Consider the following 16,786-nt stretch of genomic DNA (forward strand, 5'->3'; position numbering starts at 1 on the left):
GGAGGAAATACGAATTGAGCAACGCATCCTTCATTGTCGTCGCCAACCGCCTCCCCGTCGACTCAGTGGTCGACGACGAGGGAAACCGAACCTGGCGCCGATCCCCTGGCGGCCTCGTCACCGCCCTCGAACCAGTACTCCAAGCCAACCGCGGCACGTGGATCGGCTGGGCCGGCACCGCCGGCGAAGCCCCCGACGCCTTCGAATCCGACGGCGTGACCCTCATGCCGGTACCACTGAGCGAGACCGAGGTCCTGCGCTACTACGAGGGGTTCTCGAACGCCTCGCTGTGGCCGCTCTACCACGACGCGGTCGAACCGCGCGTCTTCCGCCGCTCCTGGTGGAAGTCCTACTACGAGGTCAACGAGCGGTTCGCGGACATCTGCGCCCGCGAGGCCGCCCCCGGGGCGGTCGTGTGGGTCCAGGACTACCAGCTCCAGCTCGTCCCGGGCATGCTGCGCGAGCGGCGCCCGGACCTGCGGATCGGGTTCTTCCTGCACATCCCGTTCCCGCCCGTGGAGCTGTTCATGCAGCTGCCGCACCGCATGGAGATCCTCAACGGGCTCCTCGGCGCCGACCTGGTCGGCTTCCAGCGGCCCCTCGCGGCGCAGAACTTCCTGGCGCTCACCCGGCACCTCCTCGGCTACCGGCCGCGGGGGCACTACGTCACCGTCGACGACCGGCTCGTGCGCGCCGACGCCTTCCCCATCTCGATCGACACCGCCCACAACGAAGAGGTCGCGGGCACCGAGCGGGTCCGCCAGCGCGCCAAGGAGATCCGCGCCGAGCTCGGCGAGCCGGAGACGATCATCCTCGGCGTGGACCGGCTCGACTACACCAAGGGCATCGAGCAGCGGCTCAAGGCCTTCCGGGAGCTCCTGGAGGACGGCCGGCTGCAGGTGCCGAACGCGGTGATGGTGCAGGTCGCGACCCCCAGTCGCGAACGCGTGGACCAGTACGTGAAGCTGCGCGAGCGGGTGGAGCGGCAGGTCGGGCAGATCAACGGCGAGTACGGGCAGGTCGGGCTCCCGGCGGTGCACTACCTGCACCAGAGCTTCGACCGGTACGAGCTCGCGGCGCTGTACCAGGCGGCCGACGTCATGGCGGTCACCCCGCTGCGCGACGGCATGAACCTGGTCGCGAAGGAGTACGTGGCGAGCCGCGTCGACAACCGCGGGGCGCTCGTGCTGAGCGAGTTCGCCGGTGCCGCAGGCGATCTGCGGCAGGCATTCCTTGTGAATCCGCATGATTTGACCGATTTGAAAGACGGATTTGTGACAGCGGCGAACGCGCCGCTCGACGATAAGATGAAGAGGATGCGCGCCATGAGGCGGTATCTGCGCAAGCACGATGTCAGTCGCTGGGCGCGCAGTTTCCTCACAGCGCTAGGAGTTCCGGAGCGCAGCGCGGCGTACAATCCGGGCAGCCCGCCTGCCGAAGTCTGATACCTACCCGGCGGTCGGGCGGCAGGCACAGACATTTCCGCAACGACGGTGTTGGAGAGATACGCCACGATGACCGCACCACGCCCTGAGGGCCCCGCGCCGGAGGACTTCAGCTCCTCCGAGGAGCTGCGCTCGGCCCTCACACTGCTCGCCCGCGTTCCGCAGCTGCTGATCGCGTGCGACTACGACGGCACGCTCGCGCCGATCGTGACCGATCCTTCGCAGGCCATGCCGCTTCCCGAGTCGGTCTCGGCTCTGCGGACGCTGGCGAACCTGCCGCAGACGAAGGTCGCGGTCATCTCCGGCCGGGCACTGCGGGATCTGGCGGCGCTCTCCCGCCTCCCTTCCGAGATCCATCTGGTCGGGTCCCACGGATCCGAGTTCGACGTCGGCTTCACCCGGGCGCTCTCCAGCGAGGACCAGCGGTTGCGCGACAAGCTCGTAGCCGAGCTGTCCGCGATCGCCGAACGCTACGAGGGCGCCCGGGTCGAGCCCAAGCCCGCCGGGTGCGCACTGCACGTCCGCGAGGCGACCGAGGCCGACGCGAGGCGCGCGGTCGAGGACGTCCACGAGGGACCGTCCACTTGGGACGGCGTGCAGACCACCGAGGGCAAGGCCGTCGTCGACCTGTCGGTGGTCACCACCCACAAGGGCGACGCGCTCGACAAGCTGCGCCACCAGCTGGGGGCCTCCGCGGTCCTCTTCCTGGGCGACGACGTGACCGACGAGAATGCGTTTGCGCACCTGCACGGCCCGGACGTCGGCGTCAGAATCGGCCCCGGCCCCACCCGCGCCGCGTACCGCATCGGCGACCCCGAAGACGTCGCGAAGCTCCTCGCCCGCCTCGTCGACACCCGCCGCGCCTGGCTCCAAGGCGAATCGGCGCAGCTCATCGAGCGCCACACGATGCTCGCCGACGGCGCCAACCACGCGCTGCTCACGCCCGACGGGCGCGTCACCTGGATGTGCCACCCGCGGCCCGACTCCGGTTCGGTCTTCGCCGACCTGCTCGGCGGCGAGCACGCCGGGCACTTCAGCGTCCAGCCCGTCAACGCCGGCATCCCCCTGGGGCAGCGGTACGTGTCCGGCACGATGACCGTCGAGACCCGCTGGCCGGGCCTCGCGGTCACCGACTGGCTCGACTCGACGCCGCGCCGCCGCGGCGACCTCAACGCCACCGTCCTCGTCCGCGAGATCACCGGCGAGGTCCCCGTCAAGATCACCTTCGCGCCGCGCCCCGAGTTCGGGCAGCTGCCCGTGCAGCTCCAGCCCGTCGGCGACGACGGCCTGCACGTCCTCGGCGGCCGCGAGCCCATCAGCCTGCGCTCACCGGGCGTGGACTGGCAGATCGAGTACGACGGCCAGCACTCGCTCGCCGTCGCCGTCGTCGACCTCGCCGCCATCGGCGGGAACCTGGTCCTCGAGATGCGCTCCGGCTCGGCGAGCCTCGACGAGTGGAAGCCCGCCGTCAACGTCCGCCGCCGCACCACCGAGGCCGGCTGGCGCAACTGGTCTGACTCGCTGAAGCTCCCGCGCGTGGAGACCGAGATGGTCTCCCGCTCCGCACTGGCGCTCAAGGCGCTCTGCTACCAGCCCACGGGCGCGATCCTCGCCGCCGGCACCACCTCGCTCCCCGAGGAGCTGGGCGGCGTCCGCAACTGGGACTACCGGTTCTGCTGGATCCGCGACGCCGCGATGACCGCGAACGCCCTCGTCGACCTGGGCTCGCTCCAGGAGGCCGAGGCGTACTTCGCGTGGGTCGCCGGCATTCTCGAGCGCACCGCGGGCCACCCTGAGCGGCTCGCCCCGCTCTACGACATCGAGGGCATGGCCCCGAGCCCCGAGGCGATCATCGACACGCTCCCCGGGTACGCCGGGGCGCGGCCGGTGCGCATCAACAACGCGGCGTCGAACCAGGTCCAGCTGGACGTGTTCGGCCCCGTCGCGATGCTGGTGGAGGCCGTCGCGCAGCGCCGCGGGCACCTCTCGGACTTCGAGCAGCAGGTCCTCGGGAGCATGGTCGAGGCCGTCGCCAAGCGCTGGCACGAGCCCGACCACGGCATCTGGGAGGCCCGCCAGGCCCCCCGCCACCACGTGTACTCGAAGGTCATGTGCTGGGTGACCGTGGATCGCGCGCTCAAGGTCGCCGACCACTTCGGCATGGAGTACGGCCCCGACTGGCACGAGCTGCGCGACCAGATCGCGAAGAACGTGCTCGAGCTGGGCTGGAACGACGAGGCCGGGGCCTACACGGCCGCGTACGGCCACGAGGACCTCGACGCCGCCTCGCTGTGGATCGGCCTCTCCGGGCTGCTCCCGCCGGACGACCCGCGCTACCTCAGGACCGTGCTCAAGATCGAGGCCGGGCTGCGCTCGGGCCCGACGGTCTACCGCTACCACCGCGACGACGGCCTGCCGGGCACCGAGGGCGGGTTCATCATCTGCGCCGCCTGGCTCGCCGAGGCGTACCTGCAGGTGGGCCGCCGGACCGACGCCGAGGAGCTGTTCGAGCAGATCCTCGCGTGCGCGGGCCCCACGGGGCTGCTGCCCGAGCAGTGGGACCCGATCGCCGAGCGCGGCCTGGGCAACCACCCGCAGGCGTACTCGCACCTGGGCCTCATCCGGGTCGCGAACCTGCTGAACGGCCAAAGCGGACGCATCTGAGGCACCCTCAAGGCGAGGGCTACTCTGTTCAGGACTGCAAATGCATCCTGACAGGAAGCCCTCGCCTTGAGCTCCCCCACTCCTGCCATCCCCGGCTACCGCGACTTCACGATGGTCGCGCACGGGTCGACCGCGTTCGTCTACACCGCCGTCCAGGAGCGGCTCGACCGCACGGTCGCCGTGAAGGTCCTGCTCGTCGACGACGACATGACCACCGCCGACTCGGTCGAGAAGGAACTCGAGGCCACCGTCGCGGTCTCGAACCACCCCCACATCGTCTCGATCATCGACACCGGCCACACCGACGCCGGGCAGCCGTACATCGTCATGGAGTACTGCGAAGGCGGCTCCTACTCGGCGATCCTGAAGGTCGACGGGCCGCTGCCCGTGGACGACGTGATCGACATGGGCATCAAGATCGGCCAGGCCCTCCAGGCCGCGCACAGCGCGGACATCCTCCACCGGGACGTCAAGCCGCAGAACATCCTCCGCGGCCAGTACGGGCCGGCGCTGGCGGACTTCGGCATCGCGCGCACGCCCGCCTCGCTGGCCGCGACCGCCGCGATCGACAAGCTCACCCCGCTCCACGCCTCCCCCGAGGCGCTGCTGCGCCAGGCCCAGACCTCCGCGAGCGACCTGTTCAGCCTCGCGTCGAGCATGTGGCACCTCCTCGCCGGGTACGCGCCGTTCGCGAACCCCGAGGGCGGCACCGACCCGGACACGCACCGCGAGCGCGTCACCTCCGACGCGCCGCCGCCGAAACTCCCCCGCGACGACGTGCCCGAGTGGCTGGAGAGCCTGCTCGTGCGCGGCCTCTCGCGCGACCCGGCCCGCCGCCCCGCTTCGGGGCAGGCGTTCGCCGAAGAGCTCCAGCGCGGGATGTACGGCGGCGGGGTCGGCAAGGCCGCCGCGCCCGCCGTGATCGGCGACGTGAGCAACGAGGAGACGGTCTACCGGCCCGAGGTCGCCTCGCGCGGCACCAGGGTGCCGCTGGACCCGTTCGCGCCCGTGCACCCGATGGCGCAGCCCGACCGGGGCGGCACGCTCGGCGGCGGCCTCACCGGGGGCCGCACGGGCGGCTACGCCGGGGAGCTGGGCCACGCGGTCGACCCGCGGTACGCGCAGCTCGACGGCCTCGCCCAGGGCGGGACGCAGGGCGGCCCTGTCTCGGCCGCGCCGTTCTCGGGCGTGCCGATGAGCGGGCAGCCGTTCTCGGGGGCGCCGATGAGCGCCCAGCCGTTCTCCGGCGCGCCGCAGGCCGCGCTCCATGCTGGCGTCGCCCCGTACTCCGCGCCGCCGCAGGCGCCGGTGAGCATGCAGCCGCCGCCGATGCAGTGGAGCGGGCAGCAGTCGCCGCAGATGCAGCAGGCGTCCCCGCAGGAGCAGGTGTTCGCGCCGCCGGTGATCGGCCGCGACGGCTCCAAGCCGCGCAAACCCCAGGCGTACAAGGCCCCCAAGCAGGTCCAGCCGAAGCAGAAGGACGAGCGGAGCCTCAAGTCGTACGTGTTCCTCGGCCTCGCGATCACGGTGCTGCTCGGCGGCATCATGACCGTGTGGCTGTGGCTCCTGACCCCGAACCAAGGGCCCGATGACCTCGACCAGGCGAACACGGACGACGGCGCCGCGGTCGAGCAGCTGGCGATCGAGTCCTGGAACGAGGGCGAGGTGGTCCTGACCTGGACGGCGCCGCCTGAGAGCACCGACAGCCTGCGGTACATCGTCTTCGCCCAGCGGGTCGGCGACGAAAAGGCCGAGCCGCTCAATCCCGACGGCACCCTCGAGACCGAGTTCACCGCGGCCGGCCTGATCCCCGGCGAGGAGTACTGCTTCACGGTGAGCGCACTGTGGGACTACAACACGATCCCCATGTCCGAACCGGTCTGCACCGCCGATCTGGCGGACTGAGACGCTCGTCCCAATGGGGATCGTCCGATCGGGGGAGGCATGCGCCTTCGAGGGCGCATTCGGAGTGCTTCCGATTAACTGCGAACCGCAATTTGCATAGACACACTCGAACAGGCGATCGAGCAATTCGGGAGTGCCGCGGATCCGAGAACGAAAAAGCGCTCCACGCCCTCGCGGGCATGGAGCGCGAACGTCGCGGGTGCGAAACCTAGGCGGCGACGGCCTCGGCGGCGAAAGCGTCCGCCTCTTCGAGGGTCTTGAGGGTGGTGTCCCAGCCCTGCTCCGCGGGGAGCTTGGCGGCGAGGCCCTCGATCTCGGCCTTGATCTTCGCGCCGTGGCCGGCGGCGGCGAGGGCCTTGACGGCCTCGGTGAACGCCTCAGAGCCGGTGGCCAGGTGCAGCGTCTTGCCGTTGGTCAGGTTGCGCAGGTACACGTGCTTCCCGTTGTTGAGCGGGATCAGGTACTTGAACTCGCCGAGGACGTTGAGTCCCCCAGCGGAGCCGCCCTTCTGGCCGGCCTTGACGGAAGCGCGTGCTGTCTTGGAAGTGTTGGCTGCCACGCCGGTCTCCTCACCATGTCGTTACGACGAATCTTCGGCCCGGCGCAGGGAGAGCAGCTCGAAAGGCGGGCTCTGAACCTGGGTTGGACCACAAAAGAAAACCGACAGTCCGCCGGTCATGCGCAAGTCTAGCTCAGCCGCGGGGTGCGGCAACTAGCACACGTACCGGGTGTGACGCATCGAATGATCGAAAAAGTGAGCCCCCGGGGCGCTTTAAGCCTAGCGCGATGCTTTCGAAGCTGTCAGTATGTAACTGAGCGGAATAGCGTGCCGGGTTCGAGTTCATCCCACTCTCATCCCGGCCGATACCCGTTGCACGACTTCAAGTCGTAATGAAATGACCACAAGGAGTGAGCCAGTACTCAGATACGCCGATTCCCAAGGAGGTGCGCGATGCAGACACGCGGCGTGATCTACATCCACTCCAGCCCGTCTGCGGTCTGCCCGCATGTCGAGTGGGCGATCGGACGTGTCCTGGAGCGCTCCGGCTCCGCGGCGGGCCAGGGCGTGAAGCTCGGATGGACCCCGCAGCACGTCGAGCGCGCCACCATGCGCGCCGAGCGCCCCTGGACCGGCTACGCCGGCATGGGCGCCGAGTTCGCGAAGGCCCTCGCGCAGTGGCCGATGCTGCGTTTCGAGATCACCGAGGACCCGAGCGCGGGCGTCGACGGCGAGCGGATCATGCACGTCCCCGGCCGCGGCATCTACCGCGCGGCGATGAGCGCCGGCGGCGAGATCATGATCGCCGAGGACCGCATCCGCGCGCTGCTGGCGACCACGACCAGCGCCGAGGCGCTGCGCAATGGGCTGGACCAGCTGCTGGGCCTGGAGTGGGACCGGGAACTGCGGCCCTACCGGCAGGCCGCGGGCGGCACCGAGCAGTCCTGGCTGTCCCAGGTCGGTTAGCGGCACTGGCGCTTAGCGGCGATTGCAGCCGGCGCCGCCGAACGCCACTGCAGACCGGCTCCGCCGGCGCAAGACACTACGAGGCGGGTCCCGCGACATGCGGGGCCCGCCTCAGTTCGTTCGCGCCGCCTAGAGCTCGGCGGTGAGGTTGTCGAAGTTCGGGCCGTCGGTGCGCGAACGCTTGAGCTCGTAGAAGCCCGGGGTGGTGGCCACGGCGTAGACGCCGTCCCACAGCTTCGCGGCGGCCTCGCCCATCGGCGCGGGGGTGACGACGGGACCGAAGAGCCCGACCTGCACGCCCTCGTCGTTCTCGACGGCCACCACGGGCGTGCCGACGTCAGTGCCGACGAGGCCGATGCCGCGCTGGTGCGAGGCCTTGAGGGCCTCGTCCCACTCCTCGGTCTTGCCGGCGTCGGCCAGTTCGACCGGGAGGCCGACGGCCTCGAGCGCGGCCGGGATGTAGACCTCGGCGTCCTTCTCGCCGCCGAGGTGGATGCGGTTGCCCAGGGCGGTGTAGAGGCGCCCGAGGGTCTCGTTGTCGTACTGCTCGGCCACGGCCGTCGCGACGCGCACGGCCGGAACGGTCTTGGGCAGGAGGTTCTGGTAGAACTCGGGAAGCTCGTCCAGCTTCGGCTCGTTGAGCACGAAGAGGCTCATCACGTTCCAGCGGACGTTGATCGGACGCAGCTTGGCGGCCTCGAGGATCCAGCGGGAGGTCATCCACGCCCAAGGGCAGGCGGGGTCGAACCAGAAGTCGACAGTCTTGGTTTCAGCCATGCGCACTACACTACTTCAAATTTAAACAAGTTCTCTGGGCGGCTCGGCCCTATGATCGAGACACAACGTGGAACCACGATAAAAGGGATAAACTTGCCGTCGATGCTGGTGAATACGCGACAAGACGACATAACGGGCCGCAGTTTCGCGCCCGCTTCGGAGCCGGCCACGCACGACGGCCGCGATCCCTTGATCGAGATCCTCACGCTCGCTCGGCTGCGCGCGAGCGGCGACGCTCCCGCGCTGGCGCGGCCGTTCCGGTCGGACCGGCACTGCCTGCTCACCCTCACTTCCGGTGCGATGCGGCACTCGGTGGACTTCACCGAGCACGCCCTCGCGCCGACCCAGTGGCTGTGGGCGCGGCCGGGCCAGGTGCAGCAGTGGCGCGGCCTCGACCAGGCCGAGGGCATTGTGATTCGGTTCGCGACCGAGTTCCTGGACCCCGACACGGCGATCGGCGTGTGCGTCGACGACCCGCACGCCCCGGCGGTGCGCGTCCCCCAGAAGGACGACCACGCGCTGCTGCGCGCGGCGACCACGCAGCTGCAATGGGAGCATTCGGCGGACCGGCTGGCGCTGGACACGCGGCTGCAGGTACTGCGGCACCTGCTCGCCGTGCTGGTGCTCCGGGTGGCGAGTCTGCCTGCGCCGCAGGCGGGTCCGGACCCGAGCGAGGTGTACCTGGCGTTCCGGGACGCGGTCGAGCGGGACTTCGCGAACTCGCGGCGGCTCAGCGACTACGCTGAGGCGCTCGCCTACTCCCCCAGGACGCTGTCGCGCGCGACGCTCGCGGCGGCGGGGATTCCGGCAAAGGAGTTCATCGATCGTCGGGTCATATTGGAGGCCAAGCGGATGCTCGCCTGCTCGCCGATCCCGGCGGCCCGCATCGGCGAGCGGCTCGGTTTCAGCAGCGCCACCAACTTCAACAAGTTCTTCGCCCAGCGAACCGGCACGACCCCGATCGCCTTCCGCGCCGCAGCGCAGTCGCAAGGAAGCTGAGGCCCGCCGAACCGCAGGCATTGCGAAAGCCCTCGGGACCTTCGGGTTTGGGCCCCCGGTCTTCAACGGTGCCAGCGGGGTACGACACTGCGATGCCTCCCGGCGACCCCGTTCGGGGTCATCTCGCTCGCGTTTCAGGAAGCCGCGGCGAAGACCGTCTCCGGCTTGGCCTTGCCGTCCTTCTCGACCATGACCGCGAGCAGGTCGCCGTCCGCGCTGAGCACCGCGTAGCGCCCTTCGATGCCGACCGCGTCGAGCTGCTTGCCGTACGACAGCGCCTTCGCCTCGGCCTCAGTCGCCGTGCGCGTCGGCATGAGCCGCGCCGCCGCCTCGCCCATCGCGAGCACGCCCAGCGGCTCGCCCGCCTCGGACCGCTCCCCCAGCGTCTCCAGGGTCGCCGCAGTGTCGATGCCGAAGCCGCCGATCCTGGTGCGCCGCAACGCGGTCAGGTGGCCGCCGACCCCGAGTGCGTCGCCGAGGTCGCGTGCGATCGCGCGGATGTAGGTGCCTGAAGAGCACGACACGTCGACGTCCACGTCGACGAACTCGCCCTCGCGCCGGATCGCGACCACCTCGATGGAGGCGATCGTGACGCGCCGGGCCTTCAGCTCCACGGTCTCGCCGTCGCGCACCCGCTTGTAGGCGCGCTGGCCGTCGATCTTCACCGCGCTCACCGCGCTCGGCACCTGGTCGATTTCGCCGGTCATGGCCGCAAGGCCGTCGCGGATCGCGGCGTCGGCGACCGCAGCGGCGTCGGCGCTCGCGAGCACATCGCCTTCAGCGTCGTCGGTGACCGTGGACTGGCCGAGCCGGATGGTCGCGGCATAGGACTTGTCAAGGCCGGACACGTACGTCAGCAGCTTGGTGGCCTTGCCGACCGCGATGATGAGCACGCCGGTCGCCATCGGGTCGAGCGTGCCGCCGTGGCCGACCTTGCGGGTGCCGCAGATGCGGCGCATCCGGGACACCACGCCGTGCGAGGTGATGCCCTGCGGCTTGTCTACGACGATGAGGCCCGGTTGCACCGGGCGCGCGGCTTTCGAGGATGCGGGCTGCGCGGATGAGGGCGGCACTGTGGTCACGGTCGTAGAGGCTAACCGCGCCCCGGACCGCGCCCGCCGCGCGGGTGGCTACTGGTGCCGGTCGAGCGATTCCTGAAGGGCGCGCAGTGCCTCCGCCTTCTCCTCGTCCCAAGTATTGGGACGGGTGCGGCGCTTCCGTCGTGTCGATGAATCAGTCTTCATCCTCGACACCTTAACGAAGGTTCAGGTCACGTTCTGTGAGGAATTCACATAGTGGGACAAGAGTTTTCAGGAGCGCTCGGCTCCGGTGACGGCCCACTCACCCGAGCGCAGACGCCAGAGGATCAGGCCGAGGCGCACGAGCATGAAGACGGCGATGCCGCCCCAGATGCCGGAGAGGCCCCACCCGAAGACGAGCGTGAGCCACGTGAACGGCAGTCCGCTCGCGATCGAGATGACGGTCATGTTCCGCATGAACCGCAGGTCGCCCGCGCCGATGAGCACGCCGTCGAGCGCGAAGACCACCCCCGCCACCGGCAGGAGGAGCACGAGCCACGGCCAGATGCGGCCGAGCTGCTCGTGCACGCCCGCTTCGGCGGTGAACAGGCCGGGCAGGACCGGGAGCAGCAAGAGCACCGCGACGAGGAAGGCCACGCCGTAGCCGAGGCCGACGATCGTCAGCCGCTTCGCGGAGGCCCGCGCGGCGGCGGGCCGGCCCGCGCCGAGGTCCGCGCCGATGAGCGCCTGGGCCGCGATCGCCACGGCGTCGAGCGCCAGCGCCGCGAAGAACCACAGCTGCATGCCGATCTGGTGCGCGCCGAGCGCCACGGTGCCGACGCGGGCGGCCACGGCGGTGGCCGAGAAGGCGCTGACCTGGAAGGCGATGCCGCGGATGATCAAGTCGCCGTTGGCGACGAGCTGCTTCGACATGAGTGCCCGGTCGACGCGCAGGGGCACGCGTTCGCGGCGCAGCGCCAGGAGGAACAGCACGCCCGAGACGGCCTGCGCGACGGCGTTGGCCCAGGCTGAGCCGACCAGGCCGAGGCCGACCGGGTAGACGAGGATCGGCGCGAGGACGGCCGAGAGCAGGAACGAGGCCGTCACGAACCACATGGGGCGCTTGGTGTCCTGGACCGCGCGCATCCAGCCCTGGCCGGCGCCGGCCACGAGCAGGAACGGGGCGCCGAGCACGGCGACGCGCAGCCATTCGGCCGCGGCGGCCTCGACGGCGGGGTCGTCGCCCATGAGTCCGGCGACGGGGCCGGCGAGGAACTGGAAGGCGACGATCATGACCAGGCCGGCGGCGAGCGCGAGCCAGGTGCCTTGGACGCCTTCGGCCACCGCGCCGGGCCGGTCTCCGGCGCCGTAGCGGCGGGAGGCCCGGGCGGTGGTGCCGTAGGCGAGGACCGCGCCGACGAACGGCGCGAGGCCCATGATGACGCCGCCGAGGGCGAGGCCGCCGAGCGGTACCGCGCCGAGGTGGCCGACGACGGCCGTGTCGATGAGGAGGTAGATCGGCTCGGCGGCGAGCACGACCAGGGCCGGGACCGCCAGGGACGCGATGCGCCGGTACGAGGCCGGGCGCGGGGCGGCGTCCTGCGGCGCCGGGGTCACCGGGTGGGCTCTTCCGAGTCCTCCTCAGCGTCCTTCTCTATGTACGGGTTCTCGTCGCCCGCGTAGGCGGCGCCTTCGGCGATCTTGTGGACCTCGGCGTCCGCCGCGGCGGCTTTCGCGAGAAGTTCCTCGATGCGGTTGGCCTGGTCGGGGACGGTGTCGGCCACGAAGGTGAGGGACGGCGTGTGGCGCATCCCGAGGGCGCGTCCGACGGTGGTGCGGAGGTGCCCGGTGGCGCGCTCCAGACCGGCCGCGGAGGCCTTGACGTGCTCTTCGTCGCCGAGGACGGTGTAGAAGACCGTCGCTTCGCGCAGGTCGGGGGTCATGCGCGCATCAGTGATGGTGACCATGCCGACCCGGGGGTCCTTGAGCTTGCGCACCGCCTGGGCGGTCAACTCCATGACCCGCTTGGAAACCTGGGCTCGCTTCGCCGCGTCTGCCATCGCATTCCTGCCTTCCGCTCGACGCGCACCTCGGTTCGGATGCGCCATACTCCTGCACGGCCCGCCGAGCGCCCCCGGGGCCGTTCTGCCGCTCGCCCGTAGGGCGTGCCGCTACTGGTGTTGCCGACGCTGCCGCGTCTATTCGTCCTCCGGGCCGAAGACCCGCCGCCTGACGCTCAGGAGGTCCACTTCGGGTCGCCCCGCGACGTGGTGCTCGCAGGCGTCCAGGAGTTCCTGCACGTGCCGGTGCTCGCCCGCCACTGCGGCGACGCCGATGGTGGTGCGGCCGTGCACGTCCTGGTCGCCGACTTCGGCCACCGCCACCTCGTACTTCCGCAGCGAGGCGACGATCGGGCGCACATAGGAGCGCTTGGCCTTCAGCGAACGGGAGTCCTGCGGGAGGAGGAGGTCGAATTCTGCGCATCCGGTGAACACCGCTCTAGATTACGCGCAGGCCCTGACATCCCCAAGATCTTTTCAGCTGTCCGAAAACAACGGTTTCGCGACCTCCATCACGGGTAACTGCCACCATGAGGCCGAGAAGCGGGCCGTTCCGGGCGGTCCGCGATCTTCGCCGAGAGGGAGGAACCATGTCGGCACCGCAAGGCGGCTGGGCCGAGAACGACCCTACGAGGCGCTATCCGTCGGCGGCCGAGCCCCGGCAGCGGCCTTCCGTCGACGCCGCGAAACTGTGGGCGGGCGGGTTCGGCACGGCCGTGGTCGCCGCGCTGGTCGCGCTGGTGGGCATCCTGCTCGTGCGCGGGGTCTTCGGCATCCACATCCTGTCGCCGTCGGATGCGGGGGCGTACGGCGACGCGACCACGACGACCTACGCGGGCGGCGCGTTCGGCGTCGCGATCCTCGCGACCGCAGTCGTGCACATGCTGCTGCTGCTCATGCCGCGTCCGATGAGCTTCTTCGTCTGGATCATGCTGCTGGTGATCGCGGTGGGCGTGCTCATCCCGTTCACCGTCGTGGCCGATCTGGATTCGCAGATCGCGACGGCCGGGTTGAACCTCGTCATCGGGCTCTGCATCCTGAGCCTGCTCAACTCCGTGGCCGGGATCGCGACGCGCGAACCGCGCCAGCCTGGGGCGGCAGCGTACTGAGGTAGGGCTGTCCCTACCACGAAGACACAGGACGGCCGGGTCGCGACTGCGGCCCGGCCTTTCTAGTGTTGACGCATGCGTACAACCCTGCGACAACTGGGCATCGACACCGGCTATCTCCTGTCGATGTTCTTCATCGCCTTGCCCGCCTTCATCATCGGCGTGGTCGGCACCGTGCTCGGCGTCGGCACCGCCGTCATCTGGATCGGCGTGCCCATCGCCGCCGCCACCCTCTTCGCTATGCGCGGCATGGCCGCCGCCGGCCGGTCGATGCTCCCCGCGGTACTGCGGCGCGAGCTGCCCCGCCCCCGCTACAAGCGCGCCCGCGAAGACGCGTCGGCGCTGCGCCGGTACCTGACCCCGCTCACGGACGGCCAGTCGTGGCTCAACGTGCTGTGGGCCGTCGCGATCCTGCCGATCGCCATCGCGGGGTTCGCGGTCGCGATCTCGTGGTGGGCCGCGACCGCCGCCGCGCTCCTGTACCCGGCCTACTCGTGGATCATCGACGCCGCGACCAACGGCGACAACGACGACGGCCTGCAGTACGCCACGGCATGGCTCGGCTGGGGCGACTCGTACCTGGCCCGGTCGATCCTGGCGATGATCGGCGGCGTGATCATGGCGCTGACGCTCGTCCCCGTCCTGCGCGGCCTGGCGCTCGCCCAAGCGCTCGTCGGCAAAGGCATGCTCACCTCCATCAGCGGCCTGCACGAGCGGATCGACCAGCTCGAGGAGTCCCGGAACGCGGCCACCTCCGCCGAGGCCGACGCGCTGCGCCGGATCGAACGCGACATCCACGACGGCCCGCAGCAGCGGCTGGTGGGCCTGGGCATGGAACTGGCCCGCGTCAAACGCCAGCTCGGCACCAACCCCGAAGCGGCGCAGGCGACCCTGGAGGCCGCGATCGCGCAGACCCGGGAGACCATCGACGAGCTCCGCTCGCTCTCGCGTGGCATCGCCCCGCCGATCCTCACCGACCGGGGCCTCGCGGCGGCGCTGGCGGCGCTCGCGGCGCGCTCGCTCGTGCCGGTGGAGCTGGAGACGAACCTCAACGGCCGCTACAAGGCCAGCGTCGAGAGCACCGTGTACTTCGTGACCGCCGAGTGCCTGACGAACATCGCGAAGCACTCGCAGGCGACCAAAGCGACGGTGGCGGTCGAGGACTGGGGGGATAGGCTGGTGCTCTCGGTCGGCGACAACGGGATCGGGGGCGCGCACGTCTCGAAGGGGCACGGGCTCTCGGGTCTCACCGACCGGGTCAAAGCCGTCGAGGGCCAGTGGACCATCGACTCCCCCGACGGCGGTCCGACAGTGATCGTCGTGGAGGTTCCGTGCGTGTAGTGGTGGCCGATGACGCAGTGCTCATCCGCTCCGGCCTGGTCAGGCTCTTGGAGGAGTTCGGCTGCGACGTGGTCGCCGAGGTCGGCGACGGCGACGCCCTCGTGGAGGCCGTCGTCGAGCACAAGCCCGACGTGTCGGTGGTGGACGTGCGGATGCCGCCGTCCTTCACCGACGAGGGGCTGCGGGCCGCGACCCGCGCCCGTGAGCTCGTGCCGGGCGCGCCGGTGCTCATCCTCAGCCAGTACGTGGAGGTCTCCTACGCGGACGACCTCCTCGCGGACGCCCGCGGCGCGGTGGGCTACCTGCTGAAGGACCGCGTGATCGACGTGGACGACTTCATGGACTCGCTGAAGCGGGTCGCCGGGGGCGGCACGGTCTTCGACCCCGAGGTCGTCTCGCAGCTCATGGTGCGCCGCAGGAAGAACGACCCGGTCCTGACCCTCACCCCCCGCGAGAAGGAGGTCCTGGGCCTCATGGCCGAGGGCCACTCCAACAAGGCGATCGGGAAGAAGCTCTTCATCTCCGACGGCGCGGTCGAGAAGCACATCCGCAACATCTTCACCAAGCTGACGCTCAGCAGCGAGGACGGCGACCACCACCGCAGGGTCAAGGCCGTCCTGGCCTACCTGCGGTCGTAACTCGAGGAAGCCGCGTTCGACGAGGCGGCGGATCACGGGGTAGAGCTGGGCGTACAGCATCGCAGGCTCTGCCCCGTACGTGTCGGCGAGGAGCTGGACCTGGAGGCGCACTTCGGCTTCGCCGGTGCACGCACCCATGAACTGGACCACGAGCGGGTCCAGTTCTTCGGCGTAGCGCATGCCGCCGGACTGCTGGAGCCATTGGCGATCGACGTCCCAGCCTTCGTCTCCGATCCCGGCGGTCTGCTGGAGCACGACGCCGTCGGCGACGCGGAGCTTCGCCTGCCACAGCGTTTCGGGCTCGAGGTCTTTGGCGCGCACCGCGAACCAGTCAGCTACGCGGTCGCGCCACGGGGTCTCGACCGCGTGGCGGGCCTCCTCGCAGACCACGGTCGTCGGGCCTGCGACGCGGCGGACGTTGATGAAGCCGAAGCCCACGCCCGCAACGGAAGCGGACTCGAACCAGTCGAGCCAGGCCGCGGCCTGCGCGGCGTCGTGGTCCTCGCCGGAGTCGCGCTGCCAGGTGCGCACGTAGTCGAGCGGGTCGAGCCGCTCGCGCTCCACGGCCCACACCTGGAGGCCGTCGTCCGGGAACCAGCCCGCGACACGTTCAGCCCAGTCCTCGCCGGCGACGTGCAGCCAGTTCGCGAGGAACTGCATGGTGCCGCCCGGGTTGAGCAGGCCTGCCGCGGCCGCTGCGAGTTCGGCGGCGAGGCCGTCGGCCTCCCGGCCGCCGTCCCGGTACGTCCAACCGGATCCGGGCGTACCGATCACGAACGGCGGGTTCGCGACCACGAGGTCGAAACTGCGGCCCGCCACCGGCGCGAGCAGGTCGCCTTGCAGGAGTTCGAGCTCCACGCCGTTCACGACGGCGTTCAGCGCGGCGAAGGCCACCGCGCGTTCGCTCAGGTCGGTGGCGGTCACACTGTCGGCGTGCTCGGCCAGGCCGAGCGCCTGGACCCCGCAGCCGGTCCCCAGGTCCAGGGCACTGCCGACCGGAGCGCGCAGCGTGGCGTCCATGAGGAGCTTCGAGGCGCCGCCGATACCGAGCACGTGCTCGCGCATCCGCCCGCCCGTCGTGTTCGGCAGCTGGTCCGAGAAGAGCAGCCGCTTGCCTTCGAACTGGGCGCCCCAGCCGGCCGCGACCTCGCCGTCGCCCGAGAGGCGGCCGCAGTCCAGGGGCTCCAAGAGTCCGCAGTCGAGCGCTTCATCGAACGTGAAGGGCGCCAAGGCCGCTGACGCGGCATCGGCGAGCACGGGCACACCGGCGACGAACAGCCGAGTCCACACCCCGAGCCGGTCGTCCCCGCACTGCGCGAGGAGGGCCCGGTAGTCGCCGCGGTCGGCGGCGTGCATCGCCTGGT

The 16,786-nt window shown here is 70.5% G+C and carries 14 protein-coding genes and 1 pseudogene; 8 read left to right on the plus strand and 7 right to left on the minus strand.

Annotated features, from left to right (window positions below; genetic code table 11):
* The first annotated feature begins 14 nt into the window (after positions 1 to 14).
* From AB0I03_RS18450 to AB0I03_RS18460, 3 genes are all read left to right on the plus strand, one after another.
* The gene (locus AB0I03_RS18450) at positions 15 to 1,445 is read left to right on the plus strand and encodes a trehalose-6-phosphate synthase (protein ID WP_360414241.1); all 1,431 of its coding nucleotides are present in this window, start codon (positions 15 to 17) and stop codon (positions 1,443 to 1,445) included.
* A 69-nt stretch (positions 1,446 to 1,514) separates the two neighbouring features.
* Positions 1,515 to 4,109, plus strand: coding sequence for a trehalose-phosphatase (gene otsB, locus AB0I03_RS18455; protein ID WP_360414244.1), 2,595 nt, complete (start codon positions 1,515 to 1,517; stop codon positions 4,107 to 4,109).
* A 66-nt stretch (positions 4,110 to 4,175) separates the two neighbouring features.
* On the plus strand, positions 4,176 to 6,014 hold the full coding sequence (locus AB0I03_RS18460; protein WP_360414247.1) for a protein kinase: 1,839 nt from the start codon (positions 4,176 to 4,178) through the stop codon (positions 6,012 to 6,014).
* 208 nt (positions 6,015 to 6,222) lie between these two features.
* On the opposite strand, the gene AB0I03_RS18465 is transcribed toward AB0I03_RS18460, so the two are convergent.
* A complete protein-coding gene (locus AB0I03_RS18465) occupies positions 6,223 to 6,573 on the minus strand; it encodes a hypothetical protein (protein ID WP_360414250.1) in 351 nt (116 codons plus the stop codon).
* 393 nt (positions 6,574 to 6,966) lie between these two features.
* Between AB0I03_RS18465 and AB0I03_RS18470 the strand changes: the two genes are divergently transcribed.
* Positions 6,967 to 7,479 (plus strand): DUF3145 family protein, encoded by a 513-nt coding sequence (locus AB0I03_RS18470; protein WP_360414253.1) that lies wholly within the window; start codon positions 6,967 to 6,969, stop codon positions 7,477 to 7,479.
* A gap of 129 nt (positions 7,480 to 7,608) precedes the next feature.
* On the opposite strand, the gene AB0I03_RS18475 is transcribed toward AB0I03_RS18470, so the two are convergent.
* On the minus strand, positions 7,609 to 8,256 hold the full coding sequence (locus AB0I03_RS18475; protein WP_360414256.1) for a disulfide bond formation protein DsbA: 648 nt from the start codon (positions 8,254 to 8,256) through the stop codon (positions 7,609 to 7,611).
* Between the two features lie 51 nt (positions 8,257 to 8,307).
* On the opposite strand from AB0I03_RS18475, the gene AB0I03_RS18480 reads away from it, so the two are divergent.
* The gene (locus AB0I03_RS18480; protein WP_360414259.1) at positions 8,308 to 9,255 is read left to right on the plus strand and encodes a helix-turn-helix domain-containing protein; all 948 of its coding nucleotides are present in this window, start codon (positions 8,308 to 8,310) and stop codon (positions 9,253 to 9,255) included.
* A 134-nt stretch (positions 9,256 to 9,389) separates the two neighbouring features.
* On the opposite strand, the gene truB is transcribed toward AB0I03_RS18480, so the two are convergent.
* From truB to AB0I03_RS18500, 4 genes are all read right to left on the minus strand, one after another.
* On the minus strand, positions 9,390 to 10,328 hold the full coding sequence (gene truB / locus AB0I03_RS18485; protein WP_360414485.1) for a tRNA pseudouridine(55) synthase TruB: 939 nt from the start codon (positions 10,326 to 10,328) through the stop codon (positions 9,390 to 9,392).
* A gap of 237 nt (positions 10,329 to 10,565) precedes the next feature.
* On the minus strand, positions 10,566 to 11,891 hold the full coding sequence (locus AB0I03_RS18490) for an MATE family efflux transporter (RefSeq protein ID WP_360414262.1): 1,326 nt from the start codon (positions 11,889 to 11,891) through the stop codon (positions 10,566 to 10,568).
* Positions 11,888 to 12,334, minus strand: a complete 447-nt coding sequence (gene rbfA, locus AB0I03_RS18495; protein ID WP_360414265.1) for a 30S ribosome-binding factor RbfA — start codon at positions 12,332 to 12,334, stop codon at positions 11,888 to 11,890. Before rbfA ends, AB0I03_RS18490 begins: the two co-directional genes overlap by 4 nt.
* A gap of 138 nt (positions 12,335 to 12,472) precedes the next feature.
* Positions 12,473 to 12,769 (minus strand): DUF503 domain-containing protein, encoded by a 297-nt coding sequence (locus AB0I03_RS18500; protein ID WP_360414268.1) that lies wholly within the window; start codon positions 12,767 to 12,769, stop codon positions 12,473 to 12,475.
* 155 nt (positions 12,770 to 12,924) lie between these two features.
* Here AB0I03_RS18500 and AB0I03_RS18505 point away from each other — a divergent pair, with 155 nt between their 5' ends.
* The 3 genes from AB0I03_RS18505 (at position 12,925) to AB0I03_RS18515 (ending at position 15,422) form a co-directional block, all read left to right on the plus strand.
* A complete protein-coding gene (locus AB0I03_RS18505; RefSeq protein ID WP_360414271.1) occupies positions 12,925 to 13,443 on the plus strand; it encodes a DUF6069 family protein in 519 nt (172 codons plus the stop codon).
* Between the two features lie 75 nt (positions 13,444 to 13,518).
* On the plus strand, positions 13,519 to 14,784 hold the full coding sequence (locus AB0I03_RS18510) for a sensor domain-containing protein (protein WP_360414274.1): 1,266 nt from the start codon (positions 13,519 to 13,521) through the stop codon (positions 14,782 to 14,784).
* Positions 14,775 to 15,422 (plus strand): response regulator transcription factor, encoded by a 648-nt coding sequence (locus AB0I03_RS18515; RefSeq protein ID WP_360414488.1) that lies wholly within the window; start codon positions 14,775 to 14,777, stop codon positions 15,420 to 15,422. Before AB0I03_RS18510 ends, AB0I03_RS18515 begins: the two co-directional genes overlap by 10 nt.
* 654 nt (positions 15,423 to 16,076) lie before the next feature.
* Here the strand turns inward: AB0I03_RS18515 and AB0I03_RS18520 are convergent.
* A pseudogene (locus AB0I03_RS18520) lies at positions 16,077 to 16,778 on the minus strand (class I SAM-dependent methyltransferase); the annotation flags it as partial.
* Between the last annotated feature and the right edge of the window lie 8 nt (positions 16,779 to 16,786).

Source organism: Glycomyces sp. NPDC021274, assembly GCF_040641195.1.
Taxonomy (GTDB): Bacteria; Actinomycetota; Actinomycetes; order Mycobacteriales; family Micromonosporaceae; genus Glycomyces.